The sequence below is a fragment of the Pedobacter sp. GW821-FHT01D05 genome, from assembly GCF_059422505.1.
Map to the genome: position 1 here is coordinate 30,266 of NZ_JBWKXA010000007.1, position 16,864 is coordinate 47,129.

Sequence of the window (16,864 nt, forward strand, 5' to 3'; positions counted from 1 at the left end):
TCCGTGCTTTTTCCGGCGGAAATCTGCGAGGCCAGGTAGCAGGGTACTGATCGCATGGAGTAGAATAGCGTGGAGCATATTGCAGGCTAAGGCGATCGCTATAATACGGCCGTCATTCTCGCGCAGGCGGGAATCTTAATGCATAGTTCAGACGTTGCAATCGACAGTTCAGAGGTTGCGGTCGGTAGTTCGGACGTTGCAGTCGGTAGTTCAGACATTGCAGTCGTTAGTTCAGACGTTGCGGTCGACAGTTCAGCCGTTGCAGTCGGTAGTTCAGATGTTGCAATCGACAGTTCAGACTTTGCAGTCGGTAGTTTAGACGTTGCGGTCGTTAGTTCAGACGTTGCAGTCGACAGTTCAGCCGTTGCAGCAGGTAGTTTAGCAGTTATAGGAGATAGTTCAGGAGATGCAATGAGCCATTTTACCGTTAAACATTGCATAAAAAAGAAACAGCAACCCGTTTGGTGCTTGTTAAATGGAAATAGGGAAATAAATAGGGATGATTTTTTTAGGGTATTATGGGTGTTTTAGGTCAGGGTCCGGAACGGGATACCCGAAATCTGTTTGTATTGGGGGCTGGTTGACCCAAAAACAGATTTTGCGTAATTTTTCACATCCTGAGCCAGGGCAACTATGCCGGTTTCTGCATCGTACAGCGCGTTATTGCGGTTAATGCGTAGGGTACTCAACTGCGAGCTGTTGGCTATCACATCGCGGTTTTTCTGCAATAAATCGTTATATAAAGTGGTGAGGCTGGCGAGCTGCAAATCTACCTCGTTAGGGGAATACTGCGGTATGGTGGCTAAGAGTTTAATCTGCTTATCCAACGTATTGAGCAGGTTATCGTAACTTTGTTGCGAGGCCGAAACCTGGTTAACCACCGTACCGCTGGCGGCCAGGTTATTTTTTTCTTCGGCGGTGAGTTTGGCCGTTGCCCTTTGCCCCTGTATTTTGCGGTGGTGGCTTACGGCATTATCCAATACCTGTTGGGCTACACTGTTGGCCTTAACGGCGCTTAGCACACGGGTACTCAACTTTTTTAAGGGCGCAAAAGCCAGATCGCGCAGGGCTATGGCATTGCTGTTTTTAGCGGCAGCATCGTGCACCTGCTCGTTAATGGTTTTGGCTGCGGCGGCCTTTTCGGTTAAACTGCTTAACTGGATGTTGGCATTGCTGGGGTTGTACACCGCACCATAACCGGTTACATAACTCAAAAGGGTTTCGAAATTGGCTACGTTTTTGGCGTGGCCGGTTTCATTCGTTTTAGACATAATTTGTAATTTTAAAAAGTAAATAAAATAGATTAATTGGCATTAAGTTAATATTATTTTCTTTACAACTAAAAAGATAGGTTGATTTTTTTTTGTGGAGGTACGGGAAACCGTAGGGAATGGTCGGTAGAATTGGGGAGGTTTGAGCCAATAAATTTAAAAACAAATCTTATGGCCAGTTACAGATTAAATTTGAACCAACAGCCCAATGGCGATTACGAAGTTCACAAGGATGACTGCAAGTATTATTATCCTTCACAAAATTATGATTACTTAGGGGTGTTTAGTTCTTGTGCACCAGCAGTTGCTGAAGCGAAGAGAAAATATCCTCTTTTAAATCGGATTAATGGATGTATCCATTGTTCTAAACCTTGCCATACCACTTAATCGGGATGTAATTTTAAAAGCGCAGTGGCTGAGAAGTTGCTGTGCTTTTATCACCACATTGTTCATAACCTCATAAATAGCGAAGATTTTAACTGTTATTTATGAGGAGCAGCCTGCTATACAATCAATTACAGATAATGCGTAAATAAAAATATTTTAATTGTAGTTTAGCTTCTGATTTATTATTGAAATTGGAGAAAATCCGAATTATGTCAGAAGACCAAAAAAAAATATTAGAGAGTCAGTTATGGGGAATTGCAAACCTATTAAGAGGAAAAATTAGTGCAGATGATTATCGTGATTACATATTAGGTTTTATCTTTTACAAATACCTTTCAGAAAAACAATATTTATATGCTAATGAATTGCTGGAGGGAGAGGCCGTAACTGATTTTAAAAAAGTAACAGATGAAGAAACTTTAATCGCCATAAAAGAAGAGTCTTTATTAAAACTTGGTTATTATTTACAACCATCTGAATTATTTTCTGTTCTGGCTGCTAAAGGCAATGCAGATACAGAGGATGAAAGCAATTACATTTTAGAGGATTTAAAAGCTGTGCTCAATCATATTGAACAGAGTACAATGGGAACAGAATCTGAAGAAGATTTTAATGCTTTGTTTGAGGATATAGATTTAAACTCCACCAAAATTGGTAGAACTGTTGCAGCAAGAAATGAAATTATTGTTAAGATACTCGTTAATCTTGATAAAATTGATTTTAGATTAAAAGAGATTGATTCAGATGTGCTTGGTGATGCTTATGAATACCTAATTGCCAAGTTTGCGGCTGGCGCAGGTAAGTCTGCAGGAGAATTCTATACGCCACAACAGGTGTCTAAAATATTGTCAAAAATAGTTACTTCGGGTAAAACAAAAATCAAATCAGCTTATGACCCTACATGTGGCTCTGGTTCTTTGCTATTGCGGGTAGCTAAGGAGGCAGATGTAAGTGAATTTTACGGGCAGGAACAGAACCGTACAACCTATAACCTGGCAAGAATGAATATGATTTTACATGATGTACATTTCAGGGAGTTTGATATCCAACACGAAGATACTCTAGAAACACCAAGACATTTAGATAAGCGTTTTGAAGCTATAGTTGCTAACCCACCATTTTCTGCGCATTGGAAGGGTGAAGCAAACCCATTATATAATTCAGACGAACGTTTCAGCGAATATGGTAGACTTGCTCCGAAAACTAAAGCTGATTATGCTTTCTTAAAACATATGTTTTATCAACTGGCGGACAATGGTACAATGGCTAGTGTTTTTCCTCACGGAGTATTGTTTAGGGGAGCAGCTGAAGGAGAAATACGTAAGTATTTAATCAAGGAACGTAATGCTATAGATGCAGTTATCGGTTTGCCAGCAAATATTTTCTATGGGACATCAATTCCAACATGTATTTTGGTATTAAAGAAATGCCGCAAAGTAGATGACAATGTGGTATTTATTGATGCAAGTGGCGAAGGGAATTTTATTAAAGAGGGTAATCAGAATATTTTGCGTGATGAAGATGTTATGCGTATTGTAGATACGTATATTAATCGTAAGAACATTGCTAAATATAGTCGAGTGGTGAATTTAAGCGATATTAATGATAACGATTTTAACCTCAATATCCCTCGTTATGTCAATACGTCTGAAATAGAAGAACAAATTAAATTGGATATAATTTCTAATAGTTTAAAAAAAATAGAAACGGAATTACTTGAAGTAAATGCCAATATAGGTGAATTTTGTAAAGAGTTAAATATCGAAACCCCATTTTAAATGGTTGAAAATAAATTAATACCCGAATTACGATTTCCGGAATTCAAGGGACCGTGGTATACTTGTTTATTAGAAGATATTGCTGTACGGGGTTCTGGTCACACTCCAAATAAAAGTTACGATAATTATTATCAGGGAGATATTAAATGGGTTTCTTTAGCCGACAGTAAGCGTTTAGATAATGGGTTTATATATAACACACAATATTCTATTAGCGAGGAAGGGATTAAAAATTCATCCGCCGTTGTACATGCTAAAGGAACAGTAATTCTTTCGAGAGACGCTGGCATTGGTAAAAGTGCTGTTATGGCAGAAGACATGGCTGTAAGCCAACATTTCATAACTTGGACTTCTGATGATTTGAAATCAAATAATTGGTTCTTATATTATGTGCTACAAATTTTAAAACCAGAGTTCGAAAGGATAGCAATCGGTTCGACAATAAAAACGATTGGTCTACCTTATTTTAAAAAACTTAAAATTAATGTACCGAATATAACTGAACAACAAAAAATAGCAAATTTTCTAATTGCAGTTGACAAGCGCATAAACATTCTTCAAGAAAAGAAATCACTTTTAGAAAAATATAAAAAAGGCCTGATGCAAAAGTTGTTTAGTCAAGAAATTAGATTTAAGGATGAAAACGGTAATGATTTTCCGAATTGGGAAGAAAGCGAATTAGGCGAGGTTTGTCAAAAACAGTCATCCAATATATCTGCCAACAGCTTAGAAACTAATACCGGTAAATTTAAAGTTTACGGAGCCACTGGTTATCTTAAAAGTGTAGATTTTTACAGAGAAAAAGACCCATATATATCTATTGTAAAAGATGGTGCTGGAGTCGGGAGAATTTTACTATGTGAAGCTAAATCATCTGTCTTAGGTACTTTAGATATTATTAAACCTTTACAGAATAATAATTTGCACTTTTTATATTTCCTTATATCAAACGTTAATTTTAGCAGATATGTTACTGGAAGTACCATACCGCATATTTATTTTAAAGATTATTCAAGAGAAAAAGTCTTAATTCCTGATCCAAAGGAACAAAAAAAGATAGCTTCATTTTTATCTTCCATAGATGAATTAATTGAGAAAGTTAGTTTTTTAACAGATAGAACAAAAGAATTTAAAAAAGGATTGTTACAGAAGATGTTTGTCTAAAATGAAAAGAACAAGATCAATCATAATGAGTAATCTAGATAGACATAGTAATTTTGGAGAATATTTCAAAATTATTGATCTTATAGAAGAACATGAAAATATTAATCCAGACATCTGTATAGAAAGTTGCAAAGCTCTTATAGAAGGTATTTCTAAAACCATAATAATAAACTTAGATAATAAAAGAAACATTAGAAACATTGATGATGACGATCTGCCAAAGGTTTTCAAAAATGCCATTAAAGTCCTTTCAGAAGAATGTAATGATATTGAAGGCGATTTTGTAACTAGGTTCTCGGGAATAATCCAGGTTTTAGGTGAAATAAGAAATAGAAGAGGAGATATTTCACATGGGCGTATGGCACCAAAGTTTGTCTATAGTTCTGCAAAATTAGCTACAACAGTAATGAGTATGACGGAGAGTATGTTGGAGTATATTTTAGAACATTACTTTACTATAGACTTAACTTCCAAGGAAAGATTAATTTATGATTCTTCGGAAACTTTATCTTACAATTCATATCTAGATGAAAGCATAGATTTTCCTATTAGAAAAGCCAGATATAGCAAAGTCCTATACGAGAATGATTATGATGAATATGAGTTAAGATATCACGATGAATACTTGAAAATTAAAGAGAATGAAACTGAAAATCTTATAGAGGATATAGATAATAGTAAATTCGAAATAAAATCAGATGATGAAAATAAATTAAAAGAAACTAATGCTTACTCTGAAGAAGTTAATATTTCAGATTTAACAAATACATTTAACGAATATAATTTTTGGACGGAAAGAAGAAAAAATGGACTGGCAACTATAGCTTTAACTAATTCTTTCACAGTAGAGGGGCTTGGTAAATTGATTAGTGATTATTTATCTGATGATAGACCGCCATTAAGAGATGATATAAGAAAGATTTACAGAGGTAAAATGAATCTTCGAGAAATGAGAACTGCTCTACCTGAGTTAGAAAAAAAGATTGTAGAATGGGCTGAGGAAATAAAAGCAATTTGAGAATATTATGACCATTCAACCCGAACAAATATTAGAAGAAAATTTAGTTTCCCAACTACAAGAATTGGGTTATGAGAAAGCTACTATTTATGATGAAAAGGGACTATTATTAAACCTCAAGATCCAATTACAGAAACATAATAAATGCATTCTAAGCGAAAAAGATTTTAAGCAAATTCTTAACTATATTAACAAAGGGAATATTTTTGAAAGAGCTAAAATATTAAGAGATCGTGTACCATATACAAATCATATGGGCGAATCTAAAACTGTAGAACTTATTAATCAGCTACACTGGTGCCAAAACGAGTTCCAAGTTGCTCAGCAAATAGGTATGGTGGGTAGCTATAAAAATCGCTACGATGTTACTATACTGATTAATGGGTTACCTTTAGTGCAAATAGAACTAAAACGCCGTGGGTTAGAATTGAAAGAAGCTTTCAATCAAACCAATCGCTATGAACGCCATTCTTATGGAGCAGGCCAGGGTTTATTTCAGTTCATTCAAATCTTCATTATCAGTAATGGAGTAAATACTAAATACTATTCAAATAGCCCAATCAAAGCCCGCTCTTTCAAACAAACTTTTTATTGGGCAACAGAAAAAAACAAACTAGTTACACAACTGGCTGCATTTTCTGAAGTGTTTCTGGAGCCTTGCCATATTGCTAAAATGATTACCAAGTATGTGGTGCTCAATGAAACGCAAAAGGTATTAATGGTACTGCGTCCTTATCAGTTTTATGCTGTTGAGAACATTGTTGAAAGAGTAAAAACGACTTCTAAATATGGTTATATTTGGCACACCACTGGTTCAGGTAAAACTTTAACTTCTTTTAAAGCCGCACAAATTCTCACCAACTTAAAAGAGGTTTATAAAGTAGTTTTTGTAGTTGACCGTAAAGATTTGGATTATCAAACCAGCCAAGAATTTAACAGCTTTAAAAAAGGTAGTATAGATGGTACCAGCAATACGGATACCTTAGTAGAGCAATTAGCCGGAGACAACAAACTTATTGTTACCACAATTCAGAAATTGAATACTGCAATTAACAAAGTGAGATATTTGAGTAGAATGGAGGATTTGAAAGAAAAACGTATTGTTTTTATTTTTGATGAATGCCATCGTAGTCAATTTGGAAGAACTCATGAAAGCATTAAACTTTTCTTTAAAAATTGTCAATTATTTGGTTTTACAGGTACACCTATTTTCGAGGAGAATGCGGGGAAAAACGAATACGGAAAGCGCACTACCAGGATGCTTTTTGGAGATTGCTTGCACAAATATGTGATTACTGATGCTATTAGGGATGAGAATGTGTTAAAGTTTTCGGTTGAGTATATCCGTACATTTAAAAAGAAAGATCACATCCTTGATATAGAAGTGGAGGCAATAGATGAAACTGAAGTAATGGATGCACCGCAACGTTTGGCTAACATTACTGATTATATTATTACCAATCATAGTCGTAAAACCCATAGTAAAGAATTTACAGGTTTATTCTGTGTTTCGAGCGTAGACGCGCTGATTGCTTATTACAAACTTTTTATAAAAAAGAAAGATGAAGGACAGCATCAATTAAAAATAGCAACTATTTTTTCTTATCAAACAAACGAGGATGATAAAGATGCCATGGGCTTTGTTTCTGATGAAGAATTTACCATGGCTGCTGAACCAAAAGTGGAATACGTTTCAAAACATAGTAGGGATGATTTAGAAGATTTCATACAGCATTATAACCAACAGTTTGGAACCAACTATACCAGTAAAGACAGTAAACAATTTTATAATTACTATAATGATATTGCTAAAAGGGTAAAGCATAAGCAGATTGACGTGTTACTTGTGGTAAATATGTTTTTAACAGGTTTCGATAGTAAATATCTTAATACGTTATATGTAGATAAGAACCTCAGGCACCATGGCTTAATACAAGCTTTTTCGCGTACGAACCGTATTTTGAATGAAGTGAAATCTCAAGGTAATATTGTTTGCTTCAGAAATCTTAAAGAAGCTACAGATGAAGCTATTACACTTTTCTCCAATATCAATGCAAAGGATGAAATTATTATGCAACCTTATGAGAATTATGTTGCTAAATTCAATACTGCTTATATCGAATTATTAAAAATTGTACCAACGGTTGATAGTGTAAACGATTTGCGAAATGAAGAAGAAGAACTGGAATTTATAAAGGCCTTTAGGGAATTGATGCGTTTAAAAAACGTACTGACTACATTTACTGAATTTAGTTTTGATCAACTTTCTATGAGCGCTCAGCAATTTGAAGATTATAAAAGCAAGTATCTTGATTTATATGAGAAATCAAAAGGTCAGAATCAAAAGGAAAGAGTTTCAATATTAGATGATATAGATTTTGAATTAGAGCTGATTCATCGAGATGAAATTAATGTCACTTACATTTTGAAACTGTTGGCAAAGTTAAAAGATGCCCGCCCAGAAGATCAGGAAAAACAACGGAAAGCATTAATTGAAATTATGACAGGGGATGCACAGTTGCGTAGCAAACGTGAATTGATAGAAAAGTTTATACTGGAAAATCTTCCCCACATAAATGATTCTGATGAGGTTCCGGAAGCTTTTGAAGTGTATTGGGATGAAGAGAGAAAGAGTGCACTGCAAAAAATGAGTGAAGAAGAAAATCTAGATCAGCGGAAATTGCAAGAAGTAATTGGGCAATACCTATTTACGGAAAAAACACCTTTAAGAGACGAAGTAATAGGCATGGTTAAAGTTCGTCCATCACTAAAAGAGAGGGGGAATATTGCAGAAAGGATAACCGGAAGAATATTGTCATTTGTGGATACCTTTATTAGTGGAATTGCTAGTTAATAATTAAAATATGAAAGCATTTATATCGTACAGCCATAGAGATCTACAGTATTTAGAACGATTGAAAGTGCATCTCGCACAAGCAAAGAGAGATAATTTAATTTCTGAGTGGACAGATCAGGAGATAAATGCTGGAAGCAATTTAGATACTGATATAGAAGAGGCTTTATTATCTTCTCAATTATTTATTTCGCTGGTTAGCCCTGATTATATTGCATCTCATTATTGTTATGAAAGGGAATTTCAATCTGCATTAAAATTGCAGGAAGAGGGAAAGCTTGCCATCGTGCCAATTATAGTTGAACCCTGTGACTGGCAAAAAACACCATTTGGAAAATTGAAAGCGATTCCTAAAGATGGGAAGCCAATAAGTGAATATACTAATCAGAATGTTGGTTTTTTAAATGTTGTTGATGAGTTACGTCGGTTGTTGGCAGAAAAACCACAAGTCTTAGTCAATGACGATAATTCAAATGAATCGAATACTCCAGTAGCTAAAAGAAATTATAAAGTAAAGAAAACCTTTAGCGAGGTTGATAAGGTGAATTTCACAGAGGAAAGTTTCAAAAAAATTATTTCTTATTTCAAATCTTCAATTGAAGAAGTTAATGATGTTGAAAATATACAGGCAAAATTTTTAAAGCAGAATAATACCTCTTTTACATGTTTAATTTCTAACCGCGCTAACCTCAAAGATTCTTACTTAACAGTTTCATTAATTAATGGGAGACAAATGCAATTTGGGGATCTTCAATATTCCTTTTCCGACATCTCCAATGAATCAAGCATACAATTGGAGAAGCTATTTAATGTTGCATTTGACGAGTACAGTCAGTTTTGGACAAAACGTGATGGATATGGATTTCGTCAACAGAACGAGGGGAGGCAATTAACACCAATTGATGTTTCTGAAATAATTTGGAAAGACTTTATTGATCAGGTTGGGGTTTCTTAGGTGATAATTTATCAAAAATGTTTAAGTTATCATCCAATTATTAATATTATTTGCCCACCATTTAAAACGAGATTGACGCTAAGCTATGATACTTTTTAGGAAAAATAAAACAAGTCTTTCAATACTTAAAGAAATTCCTTTTAAGCTAGAAAAGGATTTACAAAAGATATTCGAGGCAAGTTTATTCGACCTTACACAATTAATATTGGTTAAATCTGAATTTATGATTAAGAATTACCGATTGGATACTTTGGCTTTTGATGAAACCGCTAAAGCATTTGTGATTATTGAATATAAAAAAAACAATAGCAACAGTGTGGTAGATCAGGGAATTGCTTACCTTAATTTAATGTTAGATTATAAGGCAGAGTTTATCATTGAGTATAACGAACGCTTTAATAAAAGTTTGTTGAGAAGTGAGGTAGATTGGTCGCAAACCAAGGTCATGTTTGTATCGCCGGGTTTTACTGTGAACCAGAAACAAGCCACTAACTTTAAAGACTTGGCTATTGAACTTTGGGAGCTTAAGCAATTTGAAGGAGAAATTTTAACGGTTAATCCTATTAAAAAAAGTAAATCTGCACCTAGCATTAAACAGCTTCAGGGTGCTGAAGATACCGAATTGAAAAAAGTAGTTAACGAGATTAAAGTTTATACGGAAGAGGATCATTTACAAGGTAAGAGTGAAGAGATTAAAGAATTATACGAAGCCTTTAAAGACGCTATTTTAAATTTAGCAAACGATACAGATATTAAGCCCAAGAAGCAAGAAATTGGTTTTACGAGAAATGGGAAGATATTTACGGATATCTGTATTTTGAAGGGCAACCTAAAACTTTGGATAAATCTTAAAAGAAATCACCTGGACGATCCTAAAAAACTAGCCAGAGATGTTTCGAGTATTGGCCATTGGGGCAATGGTGATTATGAAATTGTAATTAAGGATACTAAAGATTTGGAATACATTATGAGCTTGGTTAAACAGGCTATAAACTAAATTTATTAATTAACGCCTCAAAATGAACAGATTAATATTAGTTGGGAATGGTTTCGACCTAGCGCATGGCTTGAAAACGAGCTATAAGGATTTTATTTTTTGGTATTTAGATAGCTGTTTTAAGCAGGCTGGGATTTATGAACATCTCCCATTCGATAATGATTATATAAGTATAAGGACAATCGATTACTACCGATGGTCAAACCTTTCAAATAAAATAAATGGGCAAAATGTTTGTTCATATTTACACAGCAAAGGAATTTTGCATCGGTATCTAGATTCCTACCTTAATGAAAATGCAAAGCGTACCACTCAAGAACAACAATCATTATATTATGAGGTTGTCAATATGGTAGCACATAAAATTGAATTTAAATCTCGATTTTTAAGGCATTTAATATTTAGCTGTATTGATAATAATTGGGTTGATATTGAAAATGAGTATTTCGACCAACTAAAGACCTGTAAATCAAAAGATGGCTTGTTTGATAAAGAAAAGGTAAGTCAGCTAAATAGTGAATTTGCTTTTCTTAAGCAAAAATTAGAGGAGTATTTAACACTACAGCAAGAACAAGCAGATATTAAATTAATTCCTGAACTATTAGAGGCAATTAAATCTGATTTTGAAATTTCTGATTTTGATTCTATCATTCCGTATAAAGATGTAACTGATAAACTAGGATATGATAAGCGAATAACACCCCAAATCCAACATCATTTATATTTCTTAAATTTTAACTACACAAATACTTTGTTGAAGTATGAAGAGGAGTTAAAAAAAAGCAGAGGGAAGTTTGATAAGATCAAAATCAATTATATTCATGGCGAATTAAATCAATCAGCTAATCGAATTATCTTTGGTTTTGGGGATGAGCATGATAAAACTTACTTAGAATTTGAAGAGCATCGCAACAACCAACTTTTCGAGCACATTAAGTCTTATCAATACTTACTTACATCCAATTATCGTAATTTATTGAGATTTTTGGGGGAAGATGACTTTCAGGTCTTTGTGATGGGCCATTCTTGCGGTTTATCAGATCGTACCATGTTTAAAGAAATTTTCGAACATGAAAATTGTAAATCTATTCGATTATTTCATTACAATGGTGATTTTCATGATAAAGCCATCAACGTGAGCAAACACTTTAGTAATAAAGGACATATGCGTAAGCTCATAGTAGACTGTAAATCTTCAGATGCTTTTCCACAGGGGTAGTAAATCAATAGCTTACAATCTCAATGGTAAAGCCCAATCAGTCAACAAGCATTGTCAATCAGATTCCTATAATATATCTTTCGTCTCAATCATCCTATTAGATACATTAAAATTGCTAAAAATCCAATAACTCTTTTGGGGGTATTCCTAGTCCTTTTGCTATTTCTAAAAGCGTTGTAAACGTGAAATCTTTATTTCCATTCTCTATATTACTTAGGTTTCCTTTCGTCAAGTCGCAATTCGCCACTACCTGATCTTGGCTTAAACCTAGTTTTTCTCTTATTGTCCTTAAGTTCTGTCCAAACGTTTTTAAACGTTTTCTATCCCTTTCTTCATTCATTCAATAAATACACTAAAATAAAATACATTTTTTGTTATAAGATCTTGTAACAGTGGAAATAAATTTCTATATTTAGGGTATTGTAATTAGGTATTAATAAAAGTCTTGTGGTTGCATCTCTGACCCCGCTAACGCAAGACAGCAGATTAATGCCCATATCTATGCGTAGATGTATATCTTTGTACATCGAAATAGATGTGGGGCTGCTGTAAATCCATGTTAGCGTAAGGGGTCAGAGCTTTATTGTAACCATGGTAGCAGTCCCACATTTATTATTAGGGACTTTACTGTCCAACAAGACTCGTAAAATCATACGAGTATGAAAGCTAAATCCATTACCATTGCAGGGAAACCGCTTTCGCGGTTTTATCAACTGCCTTTTGAAAAGGGGAGCAGGGTGTTAAGGTTGGCGGTGTTGGATGGGATCGCTAGCGGATGGCATAGCACATCCAGTGTAGGTAAAAAGCCTGAGTTGGTAGCCATAACATCGCTTTCTTTTGATCAGGGTTTGTTAACCGTTCATGTTAAATTGGAAGGGGAAGAGGCAAGGGTTTACATCGCGGTGGAATACGATAACCTGCTGGTGAGCTGTAGTGTTGATACTGATGAAAGCTACCTTGGCCGTTATGCTTACCTTACTTTGCGCGCCATGATGCGGAGTGGTTACTGCGATTTTCAGGAATATTACTGGCCAGCATGTTTTACTTTGGGCAATAAGCGGTCGAGCTATGTAGATGTGGTGAAGAAACCGGGCGGTATTACCATTACCTTGAAGAAAAAGTTCAGCGGTTTGTTTAGGCCTGGTGATGATTTGCCGGATGTTACGGAACGAGCGGTAGTACCGCGTGAAAGGTTGTTGAATAAACAGGTTATGGCACGTTTGGCACCGGTTAGCATTGGTTATTGTTTCGCCAATACCGATCTGCAGCATTTCCACAGCAACCATTATCCTTTTTTAATTCCTTATGTTTTTGCGGCCACTGCTTACCTTAAAACGGTTAAATCTTTTAAACGTTTCGTGTTTAATCCGCACGATGTGGATGGCATCAGCTTATCGCCACAACAGGAGGAGCTGAACAGCATTTGCTTCGCCATGAAAGAAATAGCTGCCATACGCTTTAACGCAAACGGCCACCTGCCCGAAAAGGCAGCCGAAACCAATAAACTTAACGATGCTAACCAGCTGGCACTTTTAAAGTTATGGAACAAGGCTTTGCCGCTATTGATGCTGCAACGTTTTACACACTACTTCTACACTTATGGCATGCGCAATGTTAGGGGCAAACCTGTAATGCGGGATATGAAACTGGTTGAATTTGCTATGGAGGTGCCTGTTTTAAGTTTTGTGTTAAAGGATGAAGGTGATTATTACGAACTGGAACTTAAGCTTAAGGTGAAAGGGAAGCTGTTGAAATTAAGTAGCGAGAGCATTGCGCTGTTTTTGGTTTGCGATAGGATTAAAACGTATTTGTGGTATTTGCTTGAGGCTGAAATGGATTATAAACTGGTTTGGTTTTTTAGCAGGGTAAATTTTAGGGTGCAAATACCGAAAGGGTATTATAAGGAGTTTTTTGGAAAGTATGTGGGGGGGATTGAGCGGTGGTATGTGGTTAAGCGGAGATAATGGGGGAATATTACTAATAAGGTCGTCATCCCCTCGCAGCCGGGAACCTTAATGCGGTTGCTATTTTCTAGCCCTTCGCGCAGTCTTGCCTCGGCTCACCGCCGCCGAGGGGCTCTTTCTTTTCTCTTGATAGAAAAGAAACAAAAGATCAAGGCTTGGATCTGATGTCGGATAAATTCGTCAAAGCTTTGAGGTCGTCAGCACAAGCCCCCGATGAAAAATCGGGGAGGGCGTGCTGCCTCTGGGTAGTGGTAATTTGAAAGGAGGTGCAAAAGCTTTAACGTTTTCTCCTTCCATCATTTCCTAGGCCGGATAGCATGGTGCACACTGCAGGATGCAGTGATTTGTCTTTTAGCCCTTTCCCTTTCAGGGGAAAGGCGCCGATAGGCGGATAGGGGTTTAAGGCGCTAAAAAGTAACGCTTGTTCTTCGTGTTCTTTGCGGTTCCCCCTCTGCGCCCTTTGCGGTTAAATGTACGCCTAAACTTTCTTCACCGATTTCAAAAACACAAAACCCACCACGCCCGATAGGATCGAAGCCGTTAGGATTGCAAAATCGCTTCCACTTCATGCGGCACCTCGCTAAAAGAGAGCAGCGCAATAAAAATCGACATGCTAAAATCGATTAATCAGGTAGCATTAGATAATAATGCGCAAAAGAATAAGAATGTAATCACCTTTTACCAACTCTTTTATTTTTATATTTAAAAAGTCTTATCTGTTGACATCATTCATATTTTAACTGTAATCATTAATGAAGAAAAAATTAATTGCTGTCGTATTTTTTGTCGTAGCTTTTTTTATTGGAAAGAAACTTTTTAGGGGGCCAGAAAATACAACCATTGCAAAGGTAAATGAGTTTTACTATGCGGGTGAATATGAAAAAGCAAAAGGTGTGTTGAAGAATTATTTGAAGGATCATTCGGATTCACCTAAATGTTGGTCTTATTTAGGAATGGTTAACGTGGAGTTAAATGATACCTTAGGTGCAGAACAGGCTTATAAAAAAGCGCTTGCGCTAGATGATCAAAGCGGCCGTTCCATTGTTGGCCTAGGCGTTGTGGAAAGAATGAAAGGCAATTATGCTAAAGCCAGGAAATATTATGAAAGGGCACTACAGCTAAATCCCGATGACCCAAGTGTGTATACCAACCTATCCGTTGTAGAAATTAAGAGCCACAATTATGCAAAGGCTGTTACATTAGGTGAAACTGCAAAAGAAAAGGACGATTTAGGTAAAAACCCTGTAGTCCTGGCAAATTTAGTAATCGCCTACCATTTGAATCATCAAAAAAAAGAGCGTGATCAAACATTGGCTGCACTTGAAAAATCCAATTATCAAAATATGGAAGAGGTGAAGATGCTGATTAGTGGAAAAATTGATGATGAGGATGTACTAAACTCTCTATAATCTAATGAACCACCAAATTATCTTAATTTAACTAGAGACTGCAATTCTATCTCTTTTTATAGATTTTGCTTCGCAGAGCTTCCGGGTTCTCCATTCCGCTTCCGATGAAGAACCGGTACGCTTCATCCGATAGCTATCGGATCGAAATGACGGAAATACTAAGCTTTGTAATTCGCGTTCTTTGCGGTTTCTCTCTGCGTTCTTTGCGGTTAAATATTAGCTTAATCTTTACAACGAATCTAAAAAATCTAAATACAAAGGAACGCTTTCTTCTATCCATTTTTTCGACGTGTTATACTCCATTCCATAATAGGCAAATGGGGGTTGGTAATCGGCTTTTACATATTCAAAAGAAAGTTCGAACGGACGGGTTAATTCTGCTAATGTATATTTATACTTTTCTGATGGACGCAGTTCATGTTCTTCAACGCCCAATGAAATGGCCAGGGCGATTTTTTTGCCAGACAATTTATAGCCGCTTTTGCTCCCATAGGCCCATCCATGGGTGAGTACTTCATCCATCCATTTTTTTAAAAGTGGGGGACAATTGAACCAATAATAGGGAAATTGGAATACAATTTTATCATGTAGTTCAACGAGCTTTTGTTCTGCCAATACATCAATCTTTTCGTCAGGATAGGCCTCATACAGTTGATGGACAACATATTTATCAGGGTATTGAGTTAATTCTTCAATCCACCGCTTGTTGATTAGGGAACTTTTTATATCGGGATGGGTTACTACGATCAATGTTTTCATTTTTACAGATTTTGATGATTATAAAGCGCAAAAATAAATGCATAACTGCTTATTTTGTACATTAGCGACCAATTGTAAGGTACTATAAAAAATGTAAGTATGTCTAAAATCAAGGAAACCTCAACCAACTATGCTAACAAACAAGCTTTAGCTGATGAGTGTTTAGAAGTTTATTCTGCAAACATTATCGGCGGGCAATGGGCTTTGGTGATCTGTTCGTGGTTAATGAGCGGTAAACTCAGATTCGGAGAGTTAAAACAACGTTTGCCAAATATTACCGAACGAATGTTAACCTTACAGCTACGCAAATTAGAAGCAGATAAAATTGTTAAGCGAACCATCTACGCCGAAGTTCCGCCACGGGTGGAGTACGAACTAACCGAAATTGGCCTGGAATTGAGACCAATTATTAATGAACTCGAAAGGTGGGGCGTAAAACATAAAAATCTGTTAGGGGAGTAGTTTACCTGGTAGATTTAGGCGCTCGCTATAGTACGGTCGTCATCCGATAGCTATCGGATCTCGCGCAGGCGAGAAGCGGTATTGTGGTCTTTGAGGACTTTGTATCGTTGGGTTTTAAAGCTATGGGTGGGAACTCCCCTCCTTCAGGAGGGGTTGGGGGAGGTTTTGCCCTAGACTCAGTCTTGCCTCGGCTCACCACCGCCGAGGGGCTCTTTCTTTTCTCTTGATAGAAAAGAAACAAACCTGAGCGCAGCGAAAGCATGCCTGCCGTTAAAAACAACAAAGACCAAGGCATAACTGAAAGGCTTGGAACTGATGTCGGATAAGCTAGTCGAAACTTTATTTGCAACAGCGGCTAGGAACGAAGAAAAATCGTTCTTGCCTCTGTTTTGGTTCTTTGGGTTAGGGAAAGATTGTGCACAAGTTTCAACTGCTTCTCCTTCCATCAGTTCCGAGGCCGGATAGCAGGATGCAGATCGCATGGCGCATATTGCAGGACGCAGTAATTTGTTTTTTAGCCCTTTCCCTTTCAGGGGAAAGGTGCCGATAGGCGGATAGGGGTTTAAGGCGCTCGCTATAGTACGGTGGTCATTCTCGCGCATGCGGGAATCATAATGCGCCCGCTAT

The 16,864-nt window shown here is 36.4% G+C and carries 14 protein-coding genes; 10 read left to right on the top strand and 4 right to left on the bottom strand.

All coding sequences use genetic code 11. The annotated features are described in order from the left end of the window. Nucleotides 1-527 precede the first annotated feature (527 nt). On the bottom strand, nt 528-1,271 hold the full coding sequence (locus tag AC07VK_RS21590) for a hypothetical protein (RefSeq protein WP_492963799.1): 744 nt from the start codon (nt 1,269-1,271) through the stop codon (nt 528-530). A 596-nt stretch (nt 1,272-1,867) separates the two neighbouring features. Between AC07VK_RS21590 and AC07VK_RS21595 the strand changes: the two genes are divergently transcribed. The 7 genes from AC07VK_RS21595 (at nt 1,868) to AC07VK_RS21625 (ending at nt 11,643) form a co-directional block, all read left to right on the top strand. Next, on the top strand, nt 1,868-3,436 hold the full coding sequence (locus AC07VK_RS21595) for a type I restriction-modification system subunit M (protein ID WP_492963801.1): 1,569 nt from the start codon (nt 1,868-1,870) through the stop codon (nt 3,434-3,436). After that, on the top strand, nt 3,437-4,600 hold the full coding sequence (locus AC07VK_RS21600) for a restriction endonuclease subunit S (protein WP_492963803.1): 1,164 nt from the start codon (nt 3,437-3,439) through the stop codon (nt 4,598-4,600). 1 nt (nt 4,601) lies between these two features. Continuing rightward, nucleotides 4,602-5,618, top strand: coding sequence for an abortive infection family protein (locus tag AC07VK_RS21605; RefSeq protein ID WP_494939825.1), 1,017 nt, complete (start codon nt 4,602-4,604; stop codon nt 5,616-5,618). A gap of 7 nt (nt 5,619-5,625) precedes the next feature. Beyond that, nucleotides 5,626-8,472, top strand: a complete 2,847-nt coding sequence (locus tag AC07VK_RS21610; protein ID WP_492963807.1) for a type I restriction endonuclease subunit R — start codon at nt 5,626-5,628, stop codon at nt 8,470-8,472. Nucleotides 8,473-8,482: 10 nt separating this feature from the next. Next, a complete protein-coding gene (locus AC07VK_RS21615; protein WP_492963809.1) occupies nt 8,483-9,427 on the top strand; it encodes a toll/interleukin-1 receptor domain-containing protein in 945 nt (314 codons plus the stop codon). A 223-nt stretch (nt 9,428-9,650) separates the two neighbouring features. Then, nucleotides 9,651-10,424: a DUF5655 domain-containing protein gene (locus AC07VK_RS21620; protein WP_492963811.1), complete on the top strand. Its 774-nt coding sequence runs from the start codon at nt 9,651-9,653 to the stop codon at nt 10,422-10,424. A 22-nt stretch (nt 10,425-10,446) separates the two neighbouring features. After that, a complete protein-coding gene (locus tag AC07VK_RS21625; protein WP_492963813.1) occupies nt 10,447-11,643 on the top strand; it encodes an AbiH family protein in 1,197 nt (398 codons plus the stop codon). 115 nt (nt 11,644-11,758) lie between these two features. Here AC07VK_RS21625 and AC07VK_RS21630 read toward each other — a convergent pair whose 3' ends face one another. Further along, nucleotides 11,759-11,983: a helix-turn-helix domain-containing protein gene (locus AC07VK_RS21630; protein WP_492963815.1), complete on the bottom strand. Its 225-nt coding sequence runs from the start codon at nt 11,981-11,983 to the stop codon at nt 11,759-11,761. Nucleotides 11,984-12,302: 319 nt separating this feature from the next. Here AC07VK_RS21630 and AC07VK_RS21635 point away from each other — a divergent pair, with 319 nt between their 5' ends. Then, a complete protein-coding gene (locus AC07VK_RS21635) occupies nt 12,303-13,607 on the top strand; it encodes a hypothetical protein (RefSeq protein ID WP_492963817.1) in 1,305 nt (434 codons plus the stop codon). A gap of 752 nt (nt 13,608-14,359) precedes the next feature. Next, nucleotides 14,360-15,016 (top strand): tetratricopeptide repeat protein, encoded by a 657-nt coding sequence (locus AC07VK_RS21640; protein ID WP_492963819.1) that lies wholly within the window; start codon nt 14,360-14,362, stop codon nt 15,014-15,016. 228 nt (nt 15,017-15,244) lie between these two features. Here the strand turns inward: AC07VK_RS21640 and AC07VK_RS21645 are convergent, their stop codons facing one another. Continuing rightward, nucleotides 15,245-15,775: an NAD(P)H-dependent oxidoreductase gene (locus tag AC07VK_RS21645; RefSeq protein WP_492963821.1), complete on the bottom strand. Its 531-nt coding sequence runs from the start codon at nt 15,773-15,775 to the stop codon at nt 15,245-15,247. A 99-nt stretch (nt 15,776-15,874) separates the two neighbouring features. On the opposite strand from AC07VK_RS21645, the gene AC07VK_RS21650 reads away from it, so the two are divergent. Then, nucleotides 15,875-16,237, top strand: coding sequence for a winged helix-turn-helix transcriptional regulator (locus AC07VK_RS21650; RefSeq protein WP_492963823.1), 363 nt, complete (start codon nt 15,875-15,877; stop codon nt 16,235-16,237). A gap of 176 nt (nt 16,238-16,413) precedes the next feature. Here the strand turns inward: AC07VK_RS21650 and AC07VK_RS21655 are convergent, their stop codons facing one another. After that, the gene (locus tag AC07VK_RS21655) at nt 16,414-16,839 is read right to left on the bottom strand and encodes a hypothetical protein (RefSeq protein WP_492963825.1); all 426 of its coding nucleotides are present in this window, start codon (nt 16,837-16,839) and stop codon (nt 16,414-16,416) included. Between the last annotated feature and the right edge of the window lie 25 nt (nt 16,840-16,864).